General features: G+C 59.2%; 15 protein-coding genes and 1 riboswitch. Of the genes, 7 read left to right on the top strand and 8 right to left on the bottom strand.

Annotated elements, in window-relative coordinates; translation table 11 throughout:
* Positions 1-6 precede the first annotated feature (6 nt).
* Complete coding sequence (gene thiO, locus ADB02_RS03550) at positions 7-1,182, bottom strand: glycine oxidase ThiO (protein WP_065421710.1); 1,176 nt, start codon at positions 1,180-1,182, stop codon at positions 7-9.
* A 7-nt stretch (positions 1,183-1,189) separates the two neighbouring features.
* Positions 1,190-1,312: riboswitch (TPP riboswitch) on the bottom strand.
* 70 nt (positions 1,313-1,382) lie between these two features.
* On the opposite strand from thiO, the gene ADB02_RS03555 reads away from it, so the two are divergent.
* Entirely contained in the window at positions 1,383-2,141 is a 759-nt protein-coding gene (locus ADB02_RS03555) for a thiamine phosphate synthase (RefSeq protein ID WP_049189686.1), read from the top strand.
* 6 nt (positions 2,142-2,147) lie between these two features.
* A complete protein-coding gene (locus ADB02_RS03560; RefSeq protein WP_049189687.1) occupies positions 2,148-2,489 on the top strand; it encodes a cupin in 342 nt (113 codons plus the stop codon).
* Positions 2,490-2,499: 10 nt separating this feature from the next.
* On the opposite strand, the gene ADB02_RS03565 is transcribed toward ADB02_RS03560, so the two are convergent.
* Positions 2,500-3,201: a potassium channel family protein gene (locus ADB02_RS03565; protein ID WP_048733101.1), complete on the bottom strand. Its 702-nt coding sequence runs from the start codon at positions 3,199-3,201 to the stop codon at positions 2,500-2,502.
* A complete protein-coding gene (locus ADB02_RS03570; protein WP_048733103.1) occupies positions 3,194-4,624 on the bottom strand; it encodes a TrkH family potassium uptake protein in 1,431 nt (476 codons plus the stop codon). The genes ADB02_RS03565 and ADB02_RS03570 overlap by 8 nt, the downstream gene beginning before the upstream one ends.
* Before the next feature lie 418 nt (positions 4,625-5,042).
* Here ADB02_RS03570 and trpB point away from each other — a divergent pair, with 418 nt between their 5' ends.
* Positions 5,043-6,368: a tryptophan synthase subunit beta gene (gene trpB / locus ADB02_RS03575; protein ID WP_065421709.1), complete on the top strand. Its 1,326-nt coding sequence runs from the start codon at positions 5,043-5,045 to the stop codon at positions 6,366-6,368.
* A 66-nt stretch (positions 6,369-6,434) separates the two neighbouring features.
* Here trpB and ADB02_RS11585 read toward each other — a convergent pair whose 3' ends face one another.
* From ADB02_RS11585 to purD, 3 genes are all read right to left on the bottom strand, one after another.
* Positions 6,435-6,590, bottom strand: coding sequence for a hypothetical protein (locus ADB02_RS11585; protein ID WP_162837147.1), 156 nt, complete (start codon positions 6,588-6,590; stop codon positions 6,435-6,437).
* Between the two features lie 816 nt (positions 6,591-7,406).
* Entirely contained in the window at positions 7,407-8,534 is a 1,128-nt protein-coding gene (locus ADB02_RS03580) for a pyridoxal phosphate-dependent aminotransferase (RefSeq protein ID WP_049189692.1), read from the bottom strand.
* Between the two features lie 239 nt (positions 8,535-8,773).
* On the bottom strand, positions 8,774-10,048 hold the full coding sequence (purD, locus tag ADB02_RS03585; protein ID WP_049189693.1) for a phosphoribosylamine--glycine ligase: 1,275 nt from the start codon (positions 10,046-10,048) through the stop codon (positions 8,774-8,776).
* An 80-nt stretch (positions 10,049-10,128) separates the two neighbouring features.
* Between purD and ADB02_RS03590 the strand changes: the two genes are divergently transcribed.
* From ADB02_RS03590 to ADB02_RS03600, 3 genes are all read left to right on the top strand, one after another.
* Positions 10,129-10,551 carry an HIT family protein gene (locus tag ADB02_RS03590; RefSeq protein ID WP_005511554.1) on the top strand — a complete coding sequence of 141 codons (423 nt, stop codon included), beginning with the start codon at positions 10,129-10,131 and terminating at the stop codon, positions 10,549-10,551.
* Positions 10,552-10,754: 203 nt separating this feature from the next.
* A complete protein-coding gene (locus ADB02_RS03595) occupies positions 10,755-11,441 on the top strand; it encodes an esterase/lipase family protein (RefSeq protein WP_256379068.1) in 687 nt (228 codons plus the stop codon).
* Complete coding sequence (locus ADB02_RS03600) at positions 11,431-12,204, top strand: alpha/beta fold hydrolase (RefSeq protein ID WP_049189688.1); 774 nt, start codon at positions 11,431-11,433, stop codon at positions 12,202-12,204. The genes ADB02_RS03595 and ADB02_RS03600 overlap by 11 nt, the downstream gene beginning before the upstream one ends.
* Positions 12,205-12,213: 9 nt before the next feature.
* Here ADB02_RS03600 and ADB02_RS03605 read toward each other — a convergent pair whose 3' ends face one another.
* Positions 12,214-13,056: a PaaI family thioesterase gene (locus tag ADB02_RS03605; RefSeq protein WP_016421433.1), complete on the bottom strand. Its 843-nt coding sequence runs from the start codon at positions 13,054-13,056 to the stop codon at positions 12,214-12,216.
* Positions 13,057-13,194: 138 nt separating this feature from the next.
* A complete protein-coding gene (locus ADB02_RS03610; RefSeq protein WP_016421434.1) occupies positions 13,195-13,569 on the bottom strand; it encodes a hypothetical protein in 375 nt (124 codons plus the stop codon).
* Between the two features lie 567 nt (positions 13,570-14,136).
* Between ADB02_RS03610 and ADB02_RS03615 the strand changes: the two genes are divergently transcribed.
* Complete coding sequence (locus ADB02_RS03615; protein ID WP_016421435.1) at positions 14,137-15,639, top strand: hypothetical protein; 1,503 nt, start codon at positions 14,137-14,139, stop codon at positions 15,637-15,639.
* The last annotated feature ends 123 nt before the right edge of the window (positions 15,640-15,762 follow it).

Genomic DNA, 15,762 nt, shown 5'->3' on the forward strand with positions numbered 1-15,762 from the left:
CCTCCTCTAGTCGCTGAAGCGGAATGGATCGACGGCGGAAAGAAGCGCTGGGTCGTTATCATTTTCTCGACCTGCGACGACATCGGCCGTGAGCTTGGAACCGATGGCCGTAAGCAGAATGCCGTGACGGAAGTAGCCGGTGGACACGGTCAGTCCTGGAGCCACGCGGCCAATCATGGGGACATCGTCCGGGGAACCCGGCCGGGCGCGGGCGGTCATCTCGTAGATTTCGCAGTCGAGAATGCCGGGCACCAGGCGGTATGCGTCGCGGAGTAGCTGGTGGACTCCTTCGGCGGAGACACCGGTCAGGTCATCTTCACGCGAGGTTGCGCCGAGCACGACGGTGCCGTCGGCACGCGGGACGATATAAACCGGACGCCCCTGAACCACACCGCGAATAGTGCGGGTGACCAGCGGCTGCAAGCGCTCCGGCACCCGCAGACGCAGCACATCCCCATAGACCGGGCGCAGCGGCAGATTCAGATTCTCCGGCAGACCGGCCATATCGGCGGTGTTCAGCCCCGCAGCCAAAACGACCTCATCGGCGAGGTAGTCATTTCCGTCCGTACCGCGCAGCCCAATGGCTTGGCGGGGGTCGGCATCGGAAGCGTAGATAACCTCTTCCACGCGAGTGCGGATGACGCGGTCTCCTAGAATGGTCAGCAACGCCTCTGCGAGCAGACGCGGATTGACCTGGTGATCTCCCGGAATATCCACCGCACCAACACAGCCCGGCCCCAGTGCCGGTTCTGCCCGGCGCGCCTCGGTGGCGGTGATGCGGTTGATCTCCATGCCCATGTCATGCTGCAGCTCAACGAGCTCGCTGAGTGTCTGCCGGTCGGCAGCATCGCCCGCACAAACAAACGTGGAATTCTCGATGTAGCCGACATCGTGGCCCGATTCCTCGGCGATAGCCAGGGCAAAGTCGCGGTAGAGCTTGCCCGATTCCACCATCAGCGGATACAGCGTCGGCTGATCCCACACGACTTCGGCAACCGGCGCCAGCATGCCAGCCGCGGCGAAGGTTGCGCCGGAAACGGGCTCGGCATCGAGGACGGTCACATCGAATCCCTGGCGGAGTAGTCTCCATGCCGTCGCCAAGCCGATAATGCCCGCGCCTGCGATAACAACGCTTGACGACGTATCCCCTGTGCCGCCCTCACTTGTCGAGGCGGCACCCATAGCGGCAGCATTCACTGCCATTCCTCCCTCCGGCGGCATAACCCGCATCAGGTAAAAGCGGTCGGCGTTATTCGCCCTCTCAGCCAGCGGCATCTCATCGATACCGAGTACGGCTCCCGCGGAACGTGGTACTCCCCCATCATATGACTTCGGGCTCTCCGTCACGACACCGCATCCTCAACCTCGCCTAACATGGGGACATGAACGCCTCATCAGCTGCCACTCGCACAACACGACGCGCCCTGCTTGCCGACGCCCGCCTGTACCTCTGCACCGACTCGCGCGCATCCCGCGGTGATCTGCGTGAATTCCTGCACGCCTGTTACGAAGGCGGCACCGACATCATCCAGCTGCGCGACAAGAAAGTCGACACCCGCGACGAGATTGCCGCTGTGGAGACCCTCGCCGAGGTCGCCGCTGAACACGGCAAGCTCTTCGCCGTCAATGACCGCGCCGACATTGCCGCGCTGACCGGCGCAGACATCCTGCATGTGGGTCAGGAAGACCTCACCACCGAGCAGGCCCGCCAGATCGTTGGCCCCGAGGTTCTCATCGGCCGATCCAACCGAAATCTGGACATGTTCGCCACCTCGCTTGCCGACGATGGCATCGATTACGCGGTGATCGGTCCGGTGTATGCCACCCCGACGAAGCCCGACCGTCAGCCCGTCGGAGTCGAGATGGTCCGTGAAGCTGCGGCACTCGTGCGGAGGGCGCGTGCACAGGGTTCAGCGGAGTCCCACCAGGATTCCGTGGCCGATATTGTGCGCCCGCACGACCGCGGCGCAAGTGACCCGGTAAAGCCATGGTGGGCAATCGGCGGTATCAACGCCGAGACCGCCGGCGAAGTTATCGCCGCTGGCGCGGAGCGCATTGTGGTGGTTCGCGCACTAACCGAGGCAGCAAATCCGGAAGAGGCAGCGCGTGCTCTGCGCGCTGTGGTTTCACCAAGGAGCTAGGACGCTGTGAATATTAATTCACAACAAGACGACCTTCTGACTCAAGCTAAAGCGAATAGCAATGGCCGCGCTGCGGAAATTGTTGTCCACGACGGCCCGCTACGCCAGACTCTCATCGCACTGACTGAAGGAACTGAGCTTTCCGCCCATAACTCGCCGCCCGCAGCCTCGATGCTTGTGCTTGTTGGCGAAGTTGAAATCACCGGTGCCGATAAAACCACGATTTCCGAGGGCAATCTCAAAGTGCTCACCCACGTCAAGCACGGAGTGAAGGCTCTAGCGGATTCCGTGTTTTTGCTGACCACGGTCACAGGCGTCGACGGAATCGACAGCCACGGCGACAAGTAGCAATCAGCGCCTACTCCCCGGCGAACGTCTCCAACTGCCGAATGGCACCGGAGACAATCAACAGGTCACCTGCGGTAATGCGGTCGTCGGCAAGCGCAGGGCGGAAGCGCTGACCGCGCTTTTGCACGGCGACAACCGTAACCGGTGCGCTCTGGTTAATCTCCGCCACGGTCTTATCCAGGCAATGGATCGGCGGCGCGACCTTACCGACTGCGTAGTCGCGATCGAACTCCAGGAAGTCCTGGACCTTGCCGCCGATTAGGTGCGCAATACGACGGCCGGTGTCTGCCTCCGGGCGAATGACATGGTGCACACCGATCTGGCCCAGAATCTTGGCGTGAGCCTGGTTATCGGCTTTCGCCCAAATCAGCGGTACATCCATGTCCACCAGCGCGGATGCGGTCAGTAACGACGCCTCGATATCACTGCCGATTGCAATGACCACGCGTTCGGCTTCATCGACACCGAGCTGCTTCAGTACTTCCGGCATGGTGGTGTCGGCGGTAACCACGTGATCGAAGGTCGAGGACAGCTCCTGGACCACCTTTTCGCGGTGGTCTACGCAGAGAACCTCGATACCGCCAGCGACCAGCTCCTCGCCGAGCGCCTGTCCGAAACGCCCCATGCCGAGAATGACAACAGGAGAAGAGCTGGCTTGGTTGGCGAAATGCTCTGCAAAACCAGCAAACGGGTTGAATTTCGAGTTAGCCAATGAAGGGCCTTTCTTCCGGATATTCGTAGATGCGCTGGCGTGGGCGGGCGGCCAAGGCCGTCGCCAAAGCGATCGGGCCAACACGTCCGGCGAACATCAGCACGATGAAGATTGCCTGTGCCGCCACCGGTAGATTAGCGGTGATGCCTGTGGATAGGCCTACCGTGGCGAAGGCGCTGACTACTTCAAACAGGATTTGGTCAGTAGAAAACTGTGGCGCTAGGAAACTGACGGCGATTACTGCCAGAAAAACCTGGCCAATACCGAATGCAAGAACGACGAGGGCCTGACGCAGCACTTTTGGGTTGAGGCGCCGCCGAGCCACGGACACGGAGGTGTCACCGCGAATCTCCGCGAGAACGGCGGCGAGAATGACTGCCGACGTCGTGATTTTCACGCCACCTGCAGTACCACCGGTGCCGCCGCCAATGAACATGAGGAAGTCAGTGCCCAGCAGTGTCGATGGGTGGAAGTCCGCGTAATCGAGTGCGTTGAACCCCGCGGTACGCGGGCTCACACTAGCGAAGAATGAGTTGAGTATCTTCTCCCCTGTAGTGAATCCAGACATGGCATTGGACCACTCACCAAATGCCACCATGATTGTGCCCAAAGCAATCAGCAGGATGGTGCCTTTGATAGTGAAGCGAGTAGTCAGAGACCAGCGTTTAGGCAACTGCCCTCGCGTGCGGACACTAAGCCACGCTTTCAGGTGTCGCCAGGCCTCGAGCAGAACAGAAAAACCCAGACCACCAACGATAAGAGAGAAGGCCAGCGGCAAAAGTATCCAGGCATCACTGCGGAACCCAATGACGTTGTCCGTATACAGAGCAAAACCGGCATTGTTGAAGCTTGAGATGGCATGGAACAAGCCCTCCCACGCAGCTCTCCCCCAGCCGTACCCATAACCTAGGTGGAACCGCAGCATAAGTGCCACTGCCACAACAAACTCCACCAACAGCGTGAAGCTAACGGCAGCACGGACAACCCATGAGATCTCGCCCATGTCCATACCGCGGCCCTCAACGCGCGCACCAGCACGGCGGTTAAGGCCGAGTCTTCCCGCAACGAAGAGGCCAAAAAGTGAAGCCAAGGTCATGAACCCAAGGCCACCCAGCTGAATCAACAGCATGATGACAACCTTGCCGAAGGTTGACCAATGGGTAGCCGTATCTACGGTGATCAGGCCGGTCAGGCTTGTTGCCGAGGTGGCTGTGAACAGAGCATCAGACAGCGCCGTGGGCAGGCACAGATTCCCAGGGCTCGGGGCACAGTGCCCCGTGGGGTGGCTATTGGCTGCCGAGATCGGCAGCATTAACAAAACCGTGCCAACGGTTATGAGGGCGACATAGCACCACACCACCAACGTCGTGGGACGAACTCCCCGACGTGATTTAGTGGTCTGCCGCGACAGCGTAATCACCATCGGAACGTTAGTCCTCGTGGCCAGCGGTGTCGAGGGGATCCGAGAATTCTGCCCCTTACGCGTACCCGACTAATAGGGGAACTACCCTACACCCCAGGCACAGTTGCGATATCCCGTACACATTTCGCGCCCAATCCCCGCCCCCACACCCCACCCGCTTTGGCTACTGCGGAAACCTTGAGTTATGGTCAGATTCATGATGACACCCCTGATGAACACACCCGCGCCGTGCGGCGCACAGTGGTGGTGGCTCGCTTAAGTCCGCGAGCAACGTCACGTCATCTCATTAATGTCGACGGCAAACCCGTCAAGTACGAGCTCGCAAGAAGATAAAACTGGCGGGCTCTTTTCTTTTGTCGGCTCGACGAAGAGAACCAGGGCCCGCTGAAATAAACAACAGCAACGAAAGGCCCCCTCAATGACTGATTACAACCCCAGCGCGGATGCCATCGCCAAGGCTTCAGCACCGACTGCAACTAGGGTGCCGTCGGCAAGCGTTAACGGCGCGGGCGAGGTGCGCGAAACCCTCTTACCTGCATTTTTCGGTCGCTTCGGCGGACAGGAAGTGCCAGAGTTCCTGCTGCCAGCTCTCGATGAACTGGAAGCGGCTTACATCGAGGCGATGAGCAATCCGGAGTTCCAGCGCGAGCTGGAAGAACTGCGTCGCGATTTCCTCGGCCGCGCGACCCCGCTGTTCGAATGCCGTCGTCTATCCACGCCGAACACGACGATTGTGCTGAAACGCGAGGACTTGAACCACGGCGGCGCGCACAAGGGCAACAATGTGGTCGGCCAGGCGCTGCTGGCAAAGCGCATGGGAAAAACCCGCCTCATTGCTGAGACAGGTGCAGGCCAGCACGGCACGGCCACCGCGATGGCCGCAGCACTGCTGGGACTTGAGTGCGAGATTTACATGGGCGCACACGATGTCGCCCGCCAGCACCCCAATGTCGAGCGCATGGAGCTCATGGGCGCGAAGGTCGTTCCCGTCACCACCGGCGAGGCCGGTTTGAAGGATGCTATTGACGAGGCACTGGTCGAGTGGAGCAAGACTCTCGACTCCACTTTCTACCTGCTGGGCACAGCCGCCGGACCGCACCCATTCCCCACTATCGTGCGTGAATTCCAGCAGGTCATCTCGGAGGAGTCACGCAGTCAGATGGCCGAGCGTTACGGCAAGCTTCCCGACGCTGTCATCGCAGCCGTCGGTGGCGGCTCCAACGCCATCGGCGCATTTGCTAACTACATCGACGACTCCGATGTCGCCCTCATTGGCGTCGAACCCGCAGGTGAGGGTCTCGACACCGACCGTCACGGCGCGCCCATCAATGCGGGCAAGACTGGTGTCCTTCACGGCATGCGCTCATTTGTCATGCTTTCCGACGACGGCGAGGTGTTGCCATCGCACTCCATCTCGGCGGGCTTGGATTACCCGTCTGTTGGCCCGGAGCACGGCATGCTGAAGGAGAATGGCCGCGCCAGCTATGTCGGAATTACCGACGAGGAGGCGCTGGAAGCGTTCCAGCTGCTCAGCCGCATGGAGGGCATTATTCCGGCGATGGAATCCTCGCATGCGCTGGCGCAGGCCATTAAGATTGCGCGACTCCGTGAAACCGACCCTGCCGCTGTTAGCGAGCTCGGGCTGCCGGTTCACGAAGGCGATGAGCCTTTGCTGTTGCTCGTGAACCTGTCGGGTCGCGGTGATAAGGATATGGAGCAGGTCCGGGAGTTCCTGAACCAGTAGGAATAACCAGTAGGGATTGCTTCCCCACTAGCTGCCTAGCAGGAATCGGACCAAAGCTAATTCTTGTTAGGCAGCACGGCGATCGTCGGCGGCGATGCCCTGCTTCGGGTTCGCCTCCACGATGGCTTCGGCAAGCAGCGATGCCAGCGCATCCTGCTTGGATTCCTTGCCGTCCTGGAAAATCGGGGACACAGTATCCATAATCTCGTTGAATGCGTTCATCAGAGGTCACCTCTCTTAAGATCTCTTTGATCTTTATTGTTGGACTTCTCCAACCGATTCTTTGCGATTCCGCAGTTGAAACGTCGTTTCATCGAATCGTTTGGAACTTATGACTTGCAACCGTAGACGACAACACAAGACCTGGCAAGCGCTAAACTTTATTTTTAGTTAACCTTTTGTTAACTTTTGGACGCTTTTTAGCTCAGGCACTGAGCCACAAACAGCGCCCCTCGACGCCGCCCCATACCTCGCTTTACTGCCGTTGATAACGGCTTCAAAAATCACGCTTTTACACAACCAAAAACAGGGCGCGGAAGTCTCTTTTGGTCAGACATAAACTATCCCCACTAAAAGCGCTTGCAGCCAACATTGAATGTGGGTTACACACCGCGCTCAATCGTCACCCCACGCAGGGATAGCCGCCAGTTCCTCAGAGGTCAACCCCATCGACAATTAAAGAAAAAGGGGCCCCTGCCAGCGGAAATAGACCACCGACAGAGCTGCCGGCTGTCAAAGATGCTGCCGCGAAGGCCACCCCACCCCACTATCGACCCAACCCCAGCCTCACTTGATGTGACCGCAGCCACAGAACCCTCAATCTGAGGCAGTTTTTCCGCCTTTACAGCAAACCGGCGATCAAGAAAACAGAGCCCCAACGGCCCCTTCCAGGAATGCCCCCAACATCGGCTCTACCAGCGACCGTCGGTAGAGGGTTTAAAGCAGCGATTCGCCCGTCGAGCACCCTATCTCGCCCGACTGAAAAACACCCCTAAAAGGGTGAGGTAAATCACACCGCGAGCGCCACTAAAAGCCGTTTTAACGACGATCAGTGAACACCCCAATACGCCGAACAGCCTCTTCCATCTCGGACGTCTCACCGGCGAAGCAGAGGCGAACCCACTGATGGCCGTTCTCTGTGTCGAAGTCGATTCCAGGGGCAACGGCCACGCCCGTTGCGGCCAACAGTTCCCGAGCCCAAGTCATGGAGTCGACGGAGTTCGGGTCGTCGTAAAGCCCTGCGATATTGGCGTAGATATAGAAACCGCCGTCGGGCGGGGCGATATTACCGAGACCGACGCGGGGCAGCCCCTCGAGCAAAACGTCGCGGTTGCGCGCGTAACGCGTCACGTGCGAATTGAGCTCGGCAATGGACTCGGCGCTGAACGCCTCTACCGCCGCTTCCTGCGAAATTGCCGGTGGGCAGACAGTGAGGTTGGCTTCGAGACGATCCAGGGGCGCACGCAGCCACTCTGGAACGATGAGCCAGCCGACGCGCCAGCCGGTCATCGAGAAGTATTTACTGACACTGCCGACTACGACCGCCGCATCAGAAAACTCGCGTGCTGACGCACACTGTCGGCCATAGGTAATGCCGTGATAAATCTCGTCGGAGATGAGCAGGCAATCGTGCTGCTCGCACCACTTCGCAATGGCACGCAGCTCGTTGGCATCGATAATGGTGCCAGTGGGATTGTCCGGACTGGTGACGATCACGGCCTTGGGCACGCGCGGAAGTTCCTGCAGGTGCTGGGCGGTGAGCTGAAAGCGGGTCTCGGGACCACAGTCAATCTCGACAATGTTGGCGCCGAGCGCCTGCAGAGTATTGCGGTATGCGGGATAGCCCGGGCGCGCGAGCACAATATCGTCGCCGACGTCGAGCGCTGCGAGGAAAAGTGCCACGAAACCGCCGGAAGAACCGGTGGTGATGACAACATCAGCAGCCTCCGTGGCCGTGCCATAGTTTTCACGATGCCAGGCGGCGATGGTTTCGCGCAGCTCAGGCGTGCCGACGGCCGCTGTGTAGCCCAGAACCTGATTTTCTAAATCAGCACGAGCACGGGCAATCGCGGCAGCCGGGGCCGCAGTCGCGGGCTGCCCCACACAGAGGAATAGAGCGTCACCGTGAGTACGCTGACGCTCCTGTGCGAGCGCGAGAACATCCATCACATGGAAGGGTGCGACTTCACTGCGGCGGGATGCTAGATCGCGCTCGGGCTGGGATGCCTGCAGAGGCCCCGAGGGGTTTAACGGCTGCGGTGACTGCGACGACTTTGGCGACTGCGGAGATTCGGCGTGCATACCTTCATCTTTGCAGCCACCGAGGCCACCCGGGAAATCCAGTTCAGTCCGGGTGGGTGCACCAGTGAGGTATCCGAGTGCAGCCTGACCGCCTCGAGCATTATTTAAATGGAAATGCGGCCCTCAACTGCAGGTAGCGCAATGTCGGTGCGGTAGTGCGAGCCCTCGAGCTTAATGGTCTTGATGGTCTCGTACGCCTTGTCGCGAGCCTCTTCCAGCGTGTCACCAACGCCGATGACGTTGAGCACACGGCCACCAGCGGAGACCAGCTCACCTGCCGCATTGCGGGCAGTACCTGCGTGGAGAATGCCGTCTGCCTCGCGACCAGGCTCTGCACCTTCAATGACATCGCCCGTGCGCGTCGACACCGGGTAGCCTTCAGCTGCCAGCACAACAGTCAGAGCGTAACCATCACGCCAAGACAGCGGACCGAAGTCCGCCAATGTTCCGGTAGCAGCGGCGTTGAGCAGCTGCGCCACCGGGGACTCCAGCAGCGCCAGCACGGCCTGGGTCTCCGGGTCACCGAAACGGCAGTTGAACTCAATGACAGCCGGGCCGTCCTCGCCCCAGGCCAGACCCGCGTACAGCAGACCCTGGAACGGGCAGCCGCGAGCAGCCATTTCACGAGCGACCGGTTCGCAGACCTCGGCGACAATGCGCTCAGTTGCGCCTTCCGGCAGCCAGGACAGCGGGCTGTAAGCACCCATGCCACCGGTGTTCGGCCCCTCGTCATTATTACCGACGCGCTTGTGGTCCTGAGCCGGCAACAGCGGGACGACGGTTTCGCCGTCGACCAGGCAGAACAGGGAAACTTCCGGGCCGTCCAGGAAGGACTCCAGCAGCACCGGGTTACCGGCTGCCAGCACCGCCTTTGCGTGTTCGAGAGCTTCAGCGCGGTCCTTAGTGACCACAACGCCCTTGCCAGCAGCCAGACCGTCATCCTTCACGACCCAGTTCGGGCCAAAGCGGTCAATGGCGGCCTCGATGTCTTCGTCGGAAGCCTCCGGCTGGATGGCCTCTGCCGAGGCGGTCTTTACCCCAGCCGCCTTCATGACGTCCTTAGCGAAAGCCTTGGACCCCTCAATCCGAGCTGCATCAGCGTTCGGTCCGAAGACTGCGAAACCAGCGTCGCGCAGCGCGTCTGCCACACCCGCGACCAGCGGAACCTCAGGGCCAATAACAACCAAATCGGCCCCAATTTCCTTGGCCAGCGCAACAGCGCCAGCGGGGTCATCCACGACCAGTGGATGCATGGTTGCAATTTCACTCATACCCGCATTACCAGGGGCTACGTGAAGATCAGTAGCCTGCGGGTCCTTACTCATTGCGTACAACAGGGCGTGCTCACGGGCACCGGAGCCAATTACGAGGATGCGCATAGCAATCATCTTACTAATCAGCCCGGATAACTCTCATCGCACCCAACCCCTCAATCCGCTATTCGGGTTACCCTTGGCACATGAGCACAGTATTTACCAAGATCATCAACGGTGAACTCCCCGGTCGTTTTGTCTACCGCGATGACAAGGTCGTCGCATTTTTGACCATCGAGCCAATTGCGCCTGGTCATACGCTGGTCGTCCCTGTTGAAGAGGTGGACAAGTGGACGGACGCCTCGCCTGAGCTGTGGGCTCACCTCAATGAGGTTGCCCAGAAGGTTGGTCAGGCTGTTGTCTCCGCTTTTGACGCTCCGCGTGCTGGCTACCTCATCGCCGGCTTCGAAGTTCCGCACACCCACATTCATATCTTCCCTGCCCACGATATGTCCGGGTACAACCTGCAGTCGGTGGATCGCAATCCTTCCGCAGAGTCCATGGATGAGGCCGCCGCTAAGCTACGGGAGGCCCTCGGGACTGACGAAGACGGAAAGTTGGTGCGCTAATCGCCGCTTCAAACGAGGATTTTCGGGAAGAACAACTTCCGGTAGCCCCTGCCCCTGAAGCGCAGGAACCGGAGGCGCAACAACCGGCTGCAGCTGAAGGATCAGCATCGCTTCCCTATGCCATCTTCCGTCCGCTGCGCGGTGTTTTCGAAGATAACTGGGGAGCCAAAGTATCCAAGTCTCGGCCGTGGCCGGTCATCCTCCTGCACGGAACAGGCCAGGTCAAGGGCATTTGGGAGACCCTCGGCGGTCAGTTGCGAGAGGATGGCTGGGCTGTCTTCGCGCCAGATTTTGGGCACCGTGCAACAGACCCCATCAATCAGTCCATCGACATGCTCGTGCCCTACATCAAGGCTGTCCTGCACGCCACTGACGCAAAGCACGCCGTTATCGTGGGGCACTCGCAAGGCGGCTTAATCGCCACCTTGCTTTCTCTACGCATTTCCAAGTACATTAAGCATGTTGTCTGTCTTGCCGCCCCCAATCACGGCACCAACCTGGGCGGCATCGCTTCCGGCATCACTAAGATTCCCGGCACGAGGTCGCTGATGAGCAACTTTGTTCAGAGCTACTGGGGCGTTTCCGGTTTGGAACAGCTCACGGGTTCAAAGATGGTTTTGAACTCCAATTCCCACGATATTCTCGGCCCCGGCGTTACTTACACCTGTATTGCCACTAAGTATGACCAGCTCATTTCCCCGCCACAGTCCTGTTTCTTGGATGACGGTGAGACAGGCATGGTCACCAATCTCTATGTGCAGGACACGTTCCCTCAAGCCATCGTTTTGCATGAGCAGATGGCACACGATTGGCGTCCCCGCACTCTTACTCGCGAGGCACTATTCAAGCTGGTAGGCGAGGATTTTGACCCAACCGAGCATGCGGAATAGACCGCTCCTAACGCGGGTTTTCCCGCCGACAGCCGCTCGCCCGCCCCAGCCAAATCCGAGTCCGGCAGCGGGGAACCTCAGCGACCCCGTTCCGGTTATCGCATTACATGGCACGCTCGATAGTCCCGGCGCGTGGGCACCGCTTGCCGACGGACTCCGTTCCCTCGGCCGCCGAGTCTATGTACCGGCCTACGGAAACCGCGGCACTGCTGCCCTTGCGGATTCTGTCGCCGAAGTCGAGGACTATATCAACGGAGTTTGCGCTGAAACGAACTCGGACACGGTCGACATTGTGGCTCACTCGCAGGGTGGGCTACTGGCTTTCCTGCTGTTTACGCGTCTTGCAAACCATGAATGCGAGCGTTTTTCGTTTCGACGTGTCATCAGTGTGTCGGGCTCTGTCGGCGGTGTAAATCTGACTGAGATCTCCCGCATTTTGGGCTGGTGGAATGGGGCTCCTGCCCGCTGGCTAATGGGACAGGCTTTAGCCGATCAAATTGCGGTAGCGGCAGGACAATATGAACTTCCTGCAGCCAACACTGCCCCACACCTCCGAAGGCGCAAGGCAGCCACACCTGACTGGATTAATGTCATCAGCCACCATGACAACCTGGTCATTCCGTGGTCCGATACCGCGCAGAGCTTCCTGCCGGACAGTCGAGCTGTTTTGCTCGAAACCGAGCTGGAGGGCAGGTCTGTTGCGCATTGGAAGCAGCAAACAGACCCCGAAGTGATCGAACTGATCACTCGGCTATTGGCGTAGAGCTTCGACCTAGAACTTGGTCAGCGACTCGCGCGCGGTGACGACATCCGCAAGCAGCTGCTGCGCGGCTGGCGAGGGGTTATCGGAGGTGAGGGCCTCGATGACGACGTCGGGAAGCCCTGCGGCGCGGTAGTCGTCGACAGTGACATCGCCGTACTCGAGGACCCCGTGGAGCCATGCGACTGCACGCGACTCTGGTGAAATGCAGCGTCGTGCGGTGCGTTCCTGCTGGACGAGCACATCACGGTTTTCCACCCCGCGCATCCCCAGCCGTGCAAGAGTGCGAGCAGCAGAGATGAGGTTCTCACCGGCAACACAATCCTGCTGGTTCGGATTGGCCGGCGGCTTCTTACGACCACGACGGCGCACGTAGAGCTCCTGCTGACCAATACCGACCAGGGAGCCATCGCGGTTTCGGATTACAGAGGTGTATGGAACGACCGTCGAATAGCCACCTTCAGTTTCGGCCTTAAGCTTTTCGACCATCTCATCCGGCACCTCTACCTCAAGGTACGCACCATTCTTACCCGGCCGGATAAATTCAAACGACCCAGTTCGCGTCCACGCCTCGTACTTCTTGACATCCAGACGCTGCATAACCAGCGTGCCAAACAGCACATCCGTCATCGAAAACAGTGCACCGCCAAATGCCGCGCCATGCATATTCGCAGTCAGAGCGTTTAGGCGCAGCTCCAATCGCCCCTCAGACCAGTCATCCGCAATCTCGGTGATACGGATGCCGGTGCCAAACAGCGGCGGCCAAATGTTCAGCAAGAACTTTGCCTTAGCCGGGGACATCTCTTTCTCAGCAAGTTTGTACAGGGTGCGTCGCAGCGAGGGACCAATAGACATAACTACTTACATTAGGTGTTGACCGGGCGAACGCGGGCATTATTGTCAGAAAACAAAAGTGTGTCAGCTTCAGCACATGCTTTACGACGGTTCCCGCGCCCCACCTTTTATTAAGACAGCGACTATTTCAGCGACTATTTAGGCAGCAAACCGTTCCGCCAGCGTATTGACGCGCAGAGTGAAGAAATCCCGCAATTCCGCGTAGCGGGAATAACCATAAATCCCGCGGTCAGCTGGGTCATCATATTCCCAGCGCTCAGTCTCTACATCTGGCGCGATGTAGTCCGAAACGTCGATTTTCCCCACAACAATGACCACATCCGCACTGTCTGCGAGAGACGGCGTGAGTTGATGAGGATCGCCATCGCACCGTGCCCCCACCTCACAGAGCGCACGCCGCGCGTCTTCATCCAGACCGCGGTCATCATCATCGATGCTGATACCTGCTGACAACACTGTCAGGCCTGGGGCAGCTTGCCGCAGCAGCCCTTCTAGTACGCGTGAGAGTCCCATGTTTGAACTACTGACAAAGAGCACCTCTGACATGGCTCTATCGTAGAATATTTTTCTCGGAGAAATCACCCCAGCTTGTGGGGTTTTCTGGAAGGTTTTGCAGAAAAATGCCAAAAGCGCCCATAGCGCAGGCCCTTCCCCGAGACCAGCCCTATCGACGCTTATGACTTAAGAACAAAGTCCACTTTACATGCGCATGTAACCCCTGTGAAGCGTGGGGCTAGAGTTGCAGATGTGAAAGCTCCGTGGCCTGTGATTTTCCGGCTGTCGGCGTTGCGCTGTCCTGCTGTCGGTGTTGCGCTGTCCTGCTGGCGGCGTTGCGCTGTCCTATCGATGCAATATTCACCTATCGATACGCAGCAGCGTGGCCATAAGTGAATAGCTCATCCATATGTTGACCGGGACTTCCGACAACGTGCGCATAAGTGAAAGAAAATTCCCCCGCCCCAGCCCCCGACAGGCATTTGCCCTTTAATCAGTCTTCAAACGCACCCTTTGTTCCCCGCCCGACCTCCTTAAACCGGATAAAATTGGCGGGGCCGATCGCTCGCGAATAGGAGAATCACCGTGACCGACTCTCGCGATATTAAACCTTTTGCATCCAACCGCGGCCCCAAAGTGACCTCCATCGGTGCCATCATCGGCGCAGCAGCAGTGGGCGGCCTGCTTCTCGGAGGTGTCGGTGCGGGCACCTGCTTGGCGGTCTTTGATTCGCCCGAGCGCTCTGACTACGTCATGCAGCCCGCGCAGCGTGAGGTGCAGGCTGACATCATGGACTCAGACGATGTGCTCACCCCGGAGGAAGAACAGCGCATGCTTCGCGATGTCTCCCGGATCGCCGCCCCTGACGTGGTCCAAGGGCTGCACTACATGGTCTTTGCCGAGAACAAGGAAAACGTTAATGACTCCGTAGAGGAGTACCTGCGCGATAACCACCAGGAGCTCATCGGCAAGGATAAGTTTGCTGATGGCCAGGTCTTCGTCGGCGTGGGCCTTGATCCGCGCCAAGCCTTCGTCTTCGCGGGTGAGGACGTGGCTGCTCAAATGAAGCTACGCAAGAATGACAGCCATCTGAAACAGTCCATCGAAGCAATTAAGCCGGGCGTGCGGGATGACAACATTCCTGCTGGCCTCTTTGCTGGCGCAGCGGCTGCAATCGACGTAGACCGTGCTGCGGATACTCAGTACGAGGGCGCAAAAGAGGACCGGATGGCGGCGGCCGTTGGCCTCGGGGTGGCGGGCCTGAGCGTTGGCGGCGCTGGTGTCGGCCTCGCCGGCGGTGTACGCCGCAGCCGGCAGAAGAAGACACAGCAGGCACGCGAGGACTGGGACTACGTGTCGCAGACCTACACCGATGTGGCGCAACGGCTAAGGGAGATTGATATTCGAGCGCACTCGCTCCAATCAGGGCTGGTGGATGAGCGCCTGCGCCAGGACTGGGAGGGTTTGCGCGATGACTTCCTAGCAATCGATAGCCAGGTTGGTTTCCTCATGTCGATTCCGGCGGATGCGCCAGATGAGCAATTCCGCTCACACTCCGAGCTCATCGCCAACGCGCGCCAACTGTGCGAGCGCGTGGAAACCGCTGAGGCCAATATTGAAAAGCTGCACCGCATTGAGAACGCTGATGCGGATGCTCGCCGCTATGAACTCTACGAGCTGGAGAAGGATCTGGCACAGGCAGGCTACTTGGCCGCAAGCATCGACTCGGCGCTTGAGCGCCACGCGAAGGAGTTGGAAGATGCCGCCACTGAATTATCCAAGGAACCACACCATCCGCAGTTCATGGAGCGCTACCTAGAACTCTTGGATCGCTCCGCGCTCTTGTCGGAGCACGTGCAGTCCCAGCTGCAGAAGCGCAATGAGGCCGACGAGCGCCCCGAGCGCACGCGCATCTACGACTCTGATTTCTTCGCTGGCTCTGGCTACCACGGCTACGTGCCCTTCTATGTCGTGAGCACCTGGGATAGCGATGCCACCACTGCCCGCGACAGCTCTTCCAGTAGCGGTGGCGTCAACAGCGGGTTTAGCTCAGGGTTTTCCGGTTCAGGCGGTTCTTCCAGCTTCTAAGCCGACTTACGGGACAGAGGGGATGCGGACGTTCTGTTAGACGATTTCACCCCTCACGCTACTTAACCCCTACATTTTCCCCTTTAAACCAAAGAACCCCAGGCCGGAAAACTTCCTGACCTG

It is taken from the genome of Corynebacterium sp. 212_CJEI (assembly GCF_001055915.1).
GTDB lineage: Bacteria > Actinomycetota > Actinomycetes > Mycobacteriales > Mycobacteriaceae > Corynebacterium > Corynebacterium jeikeium_D.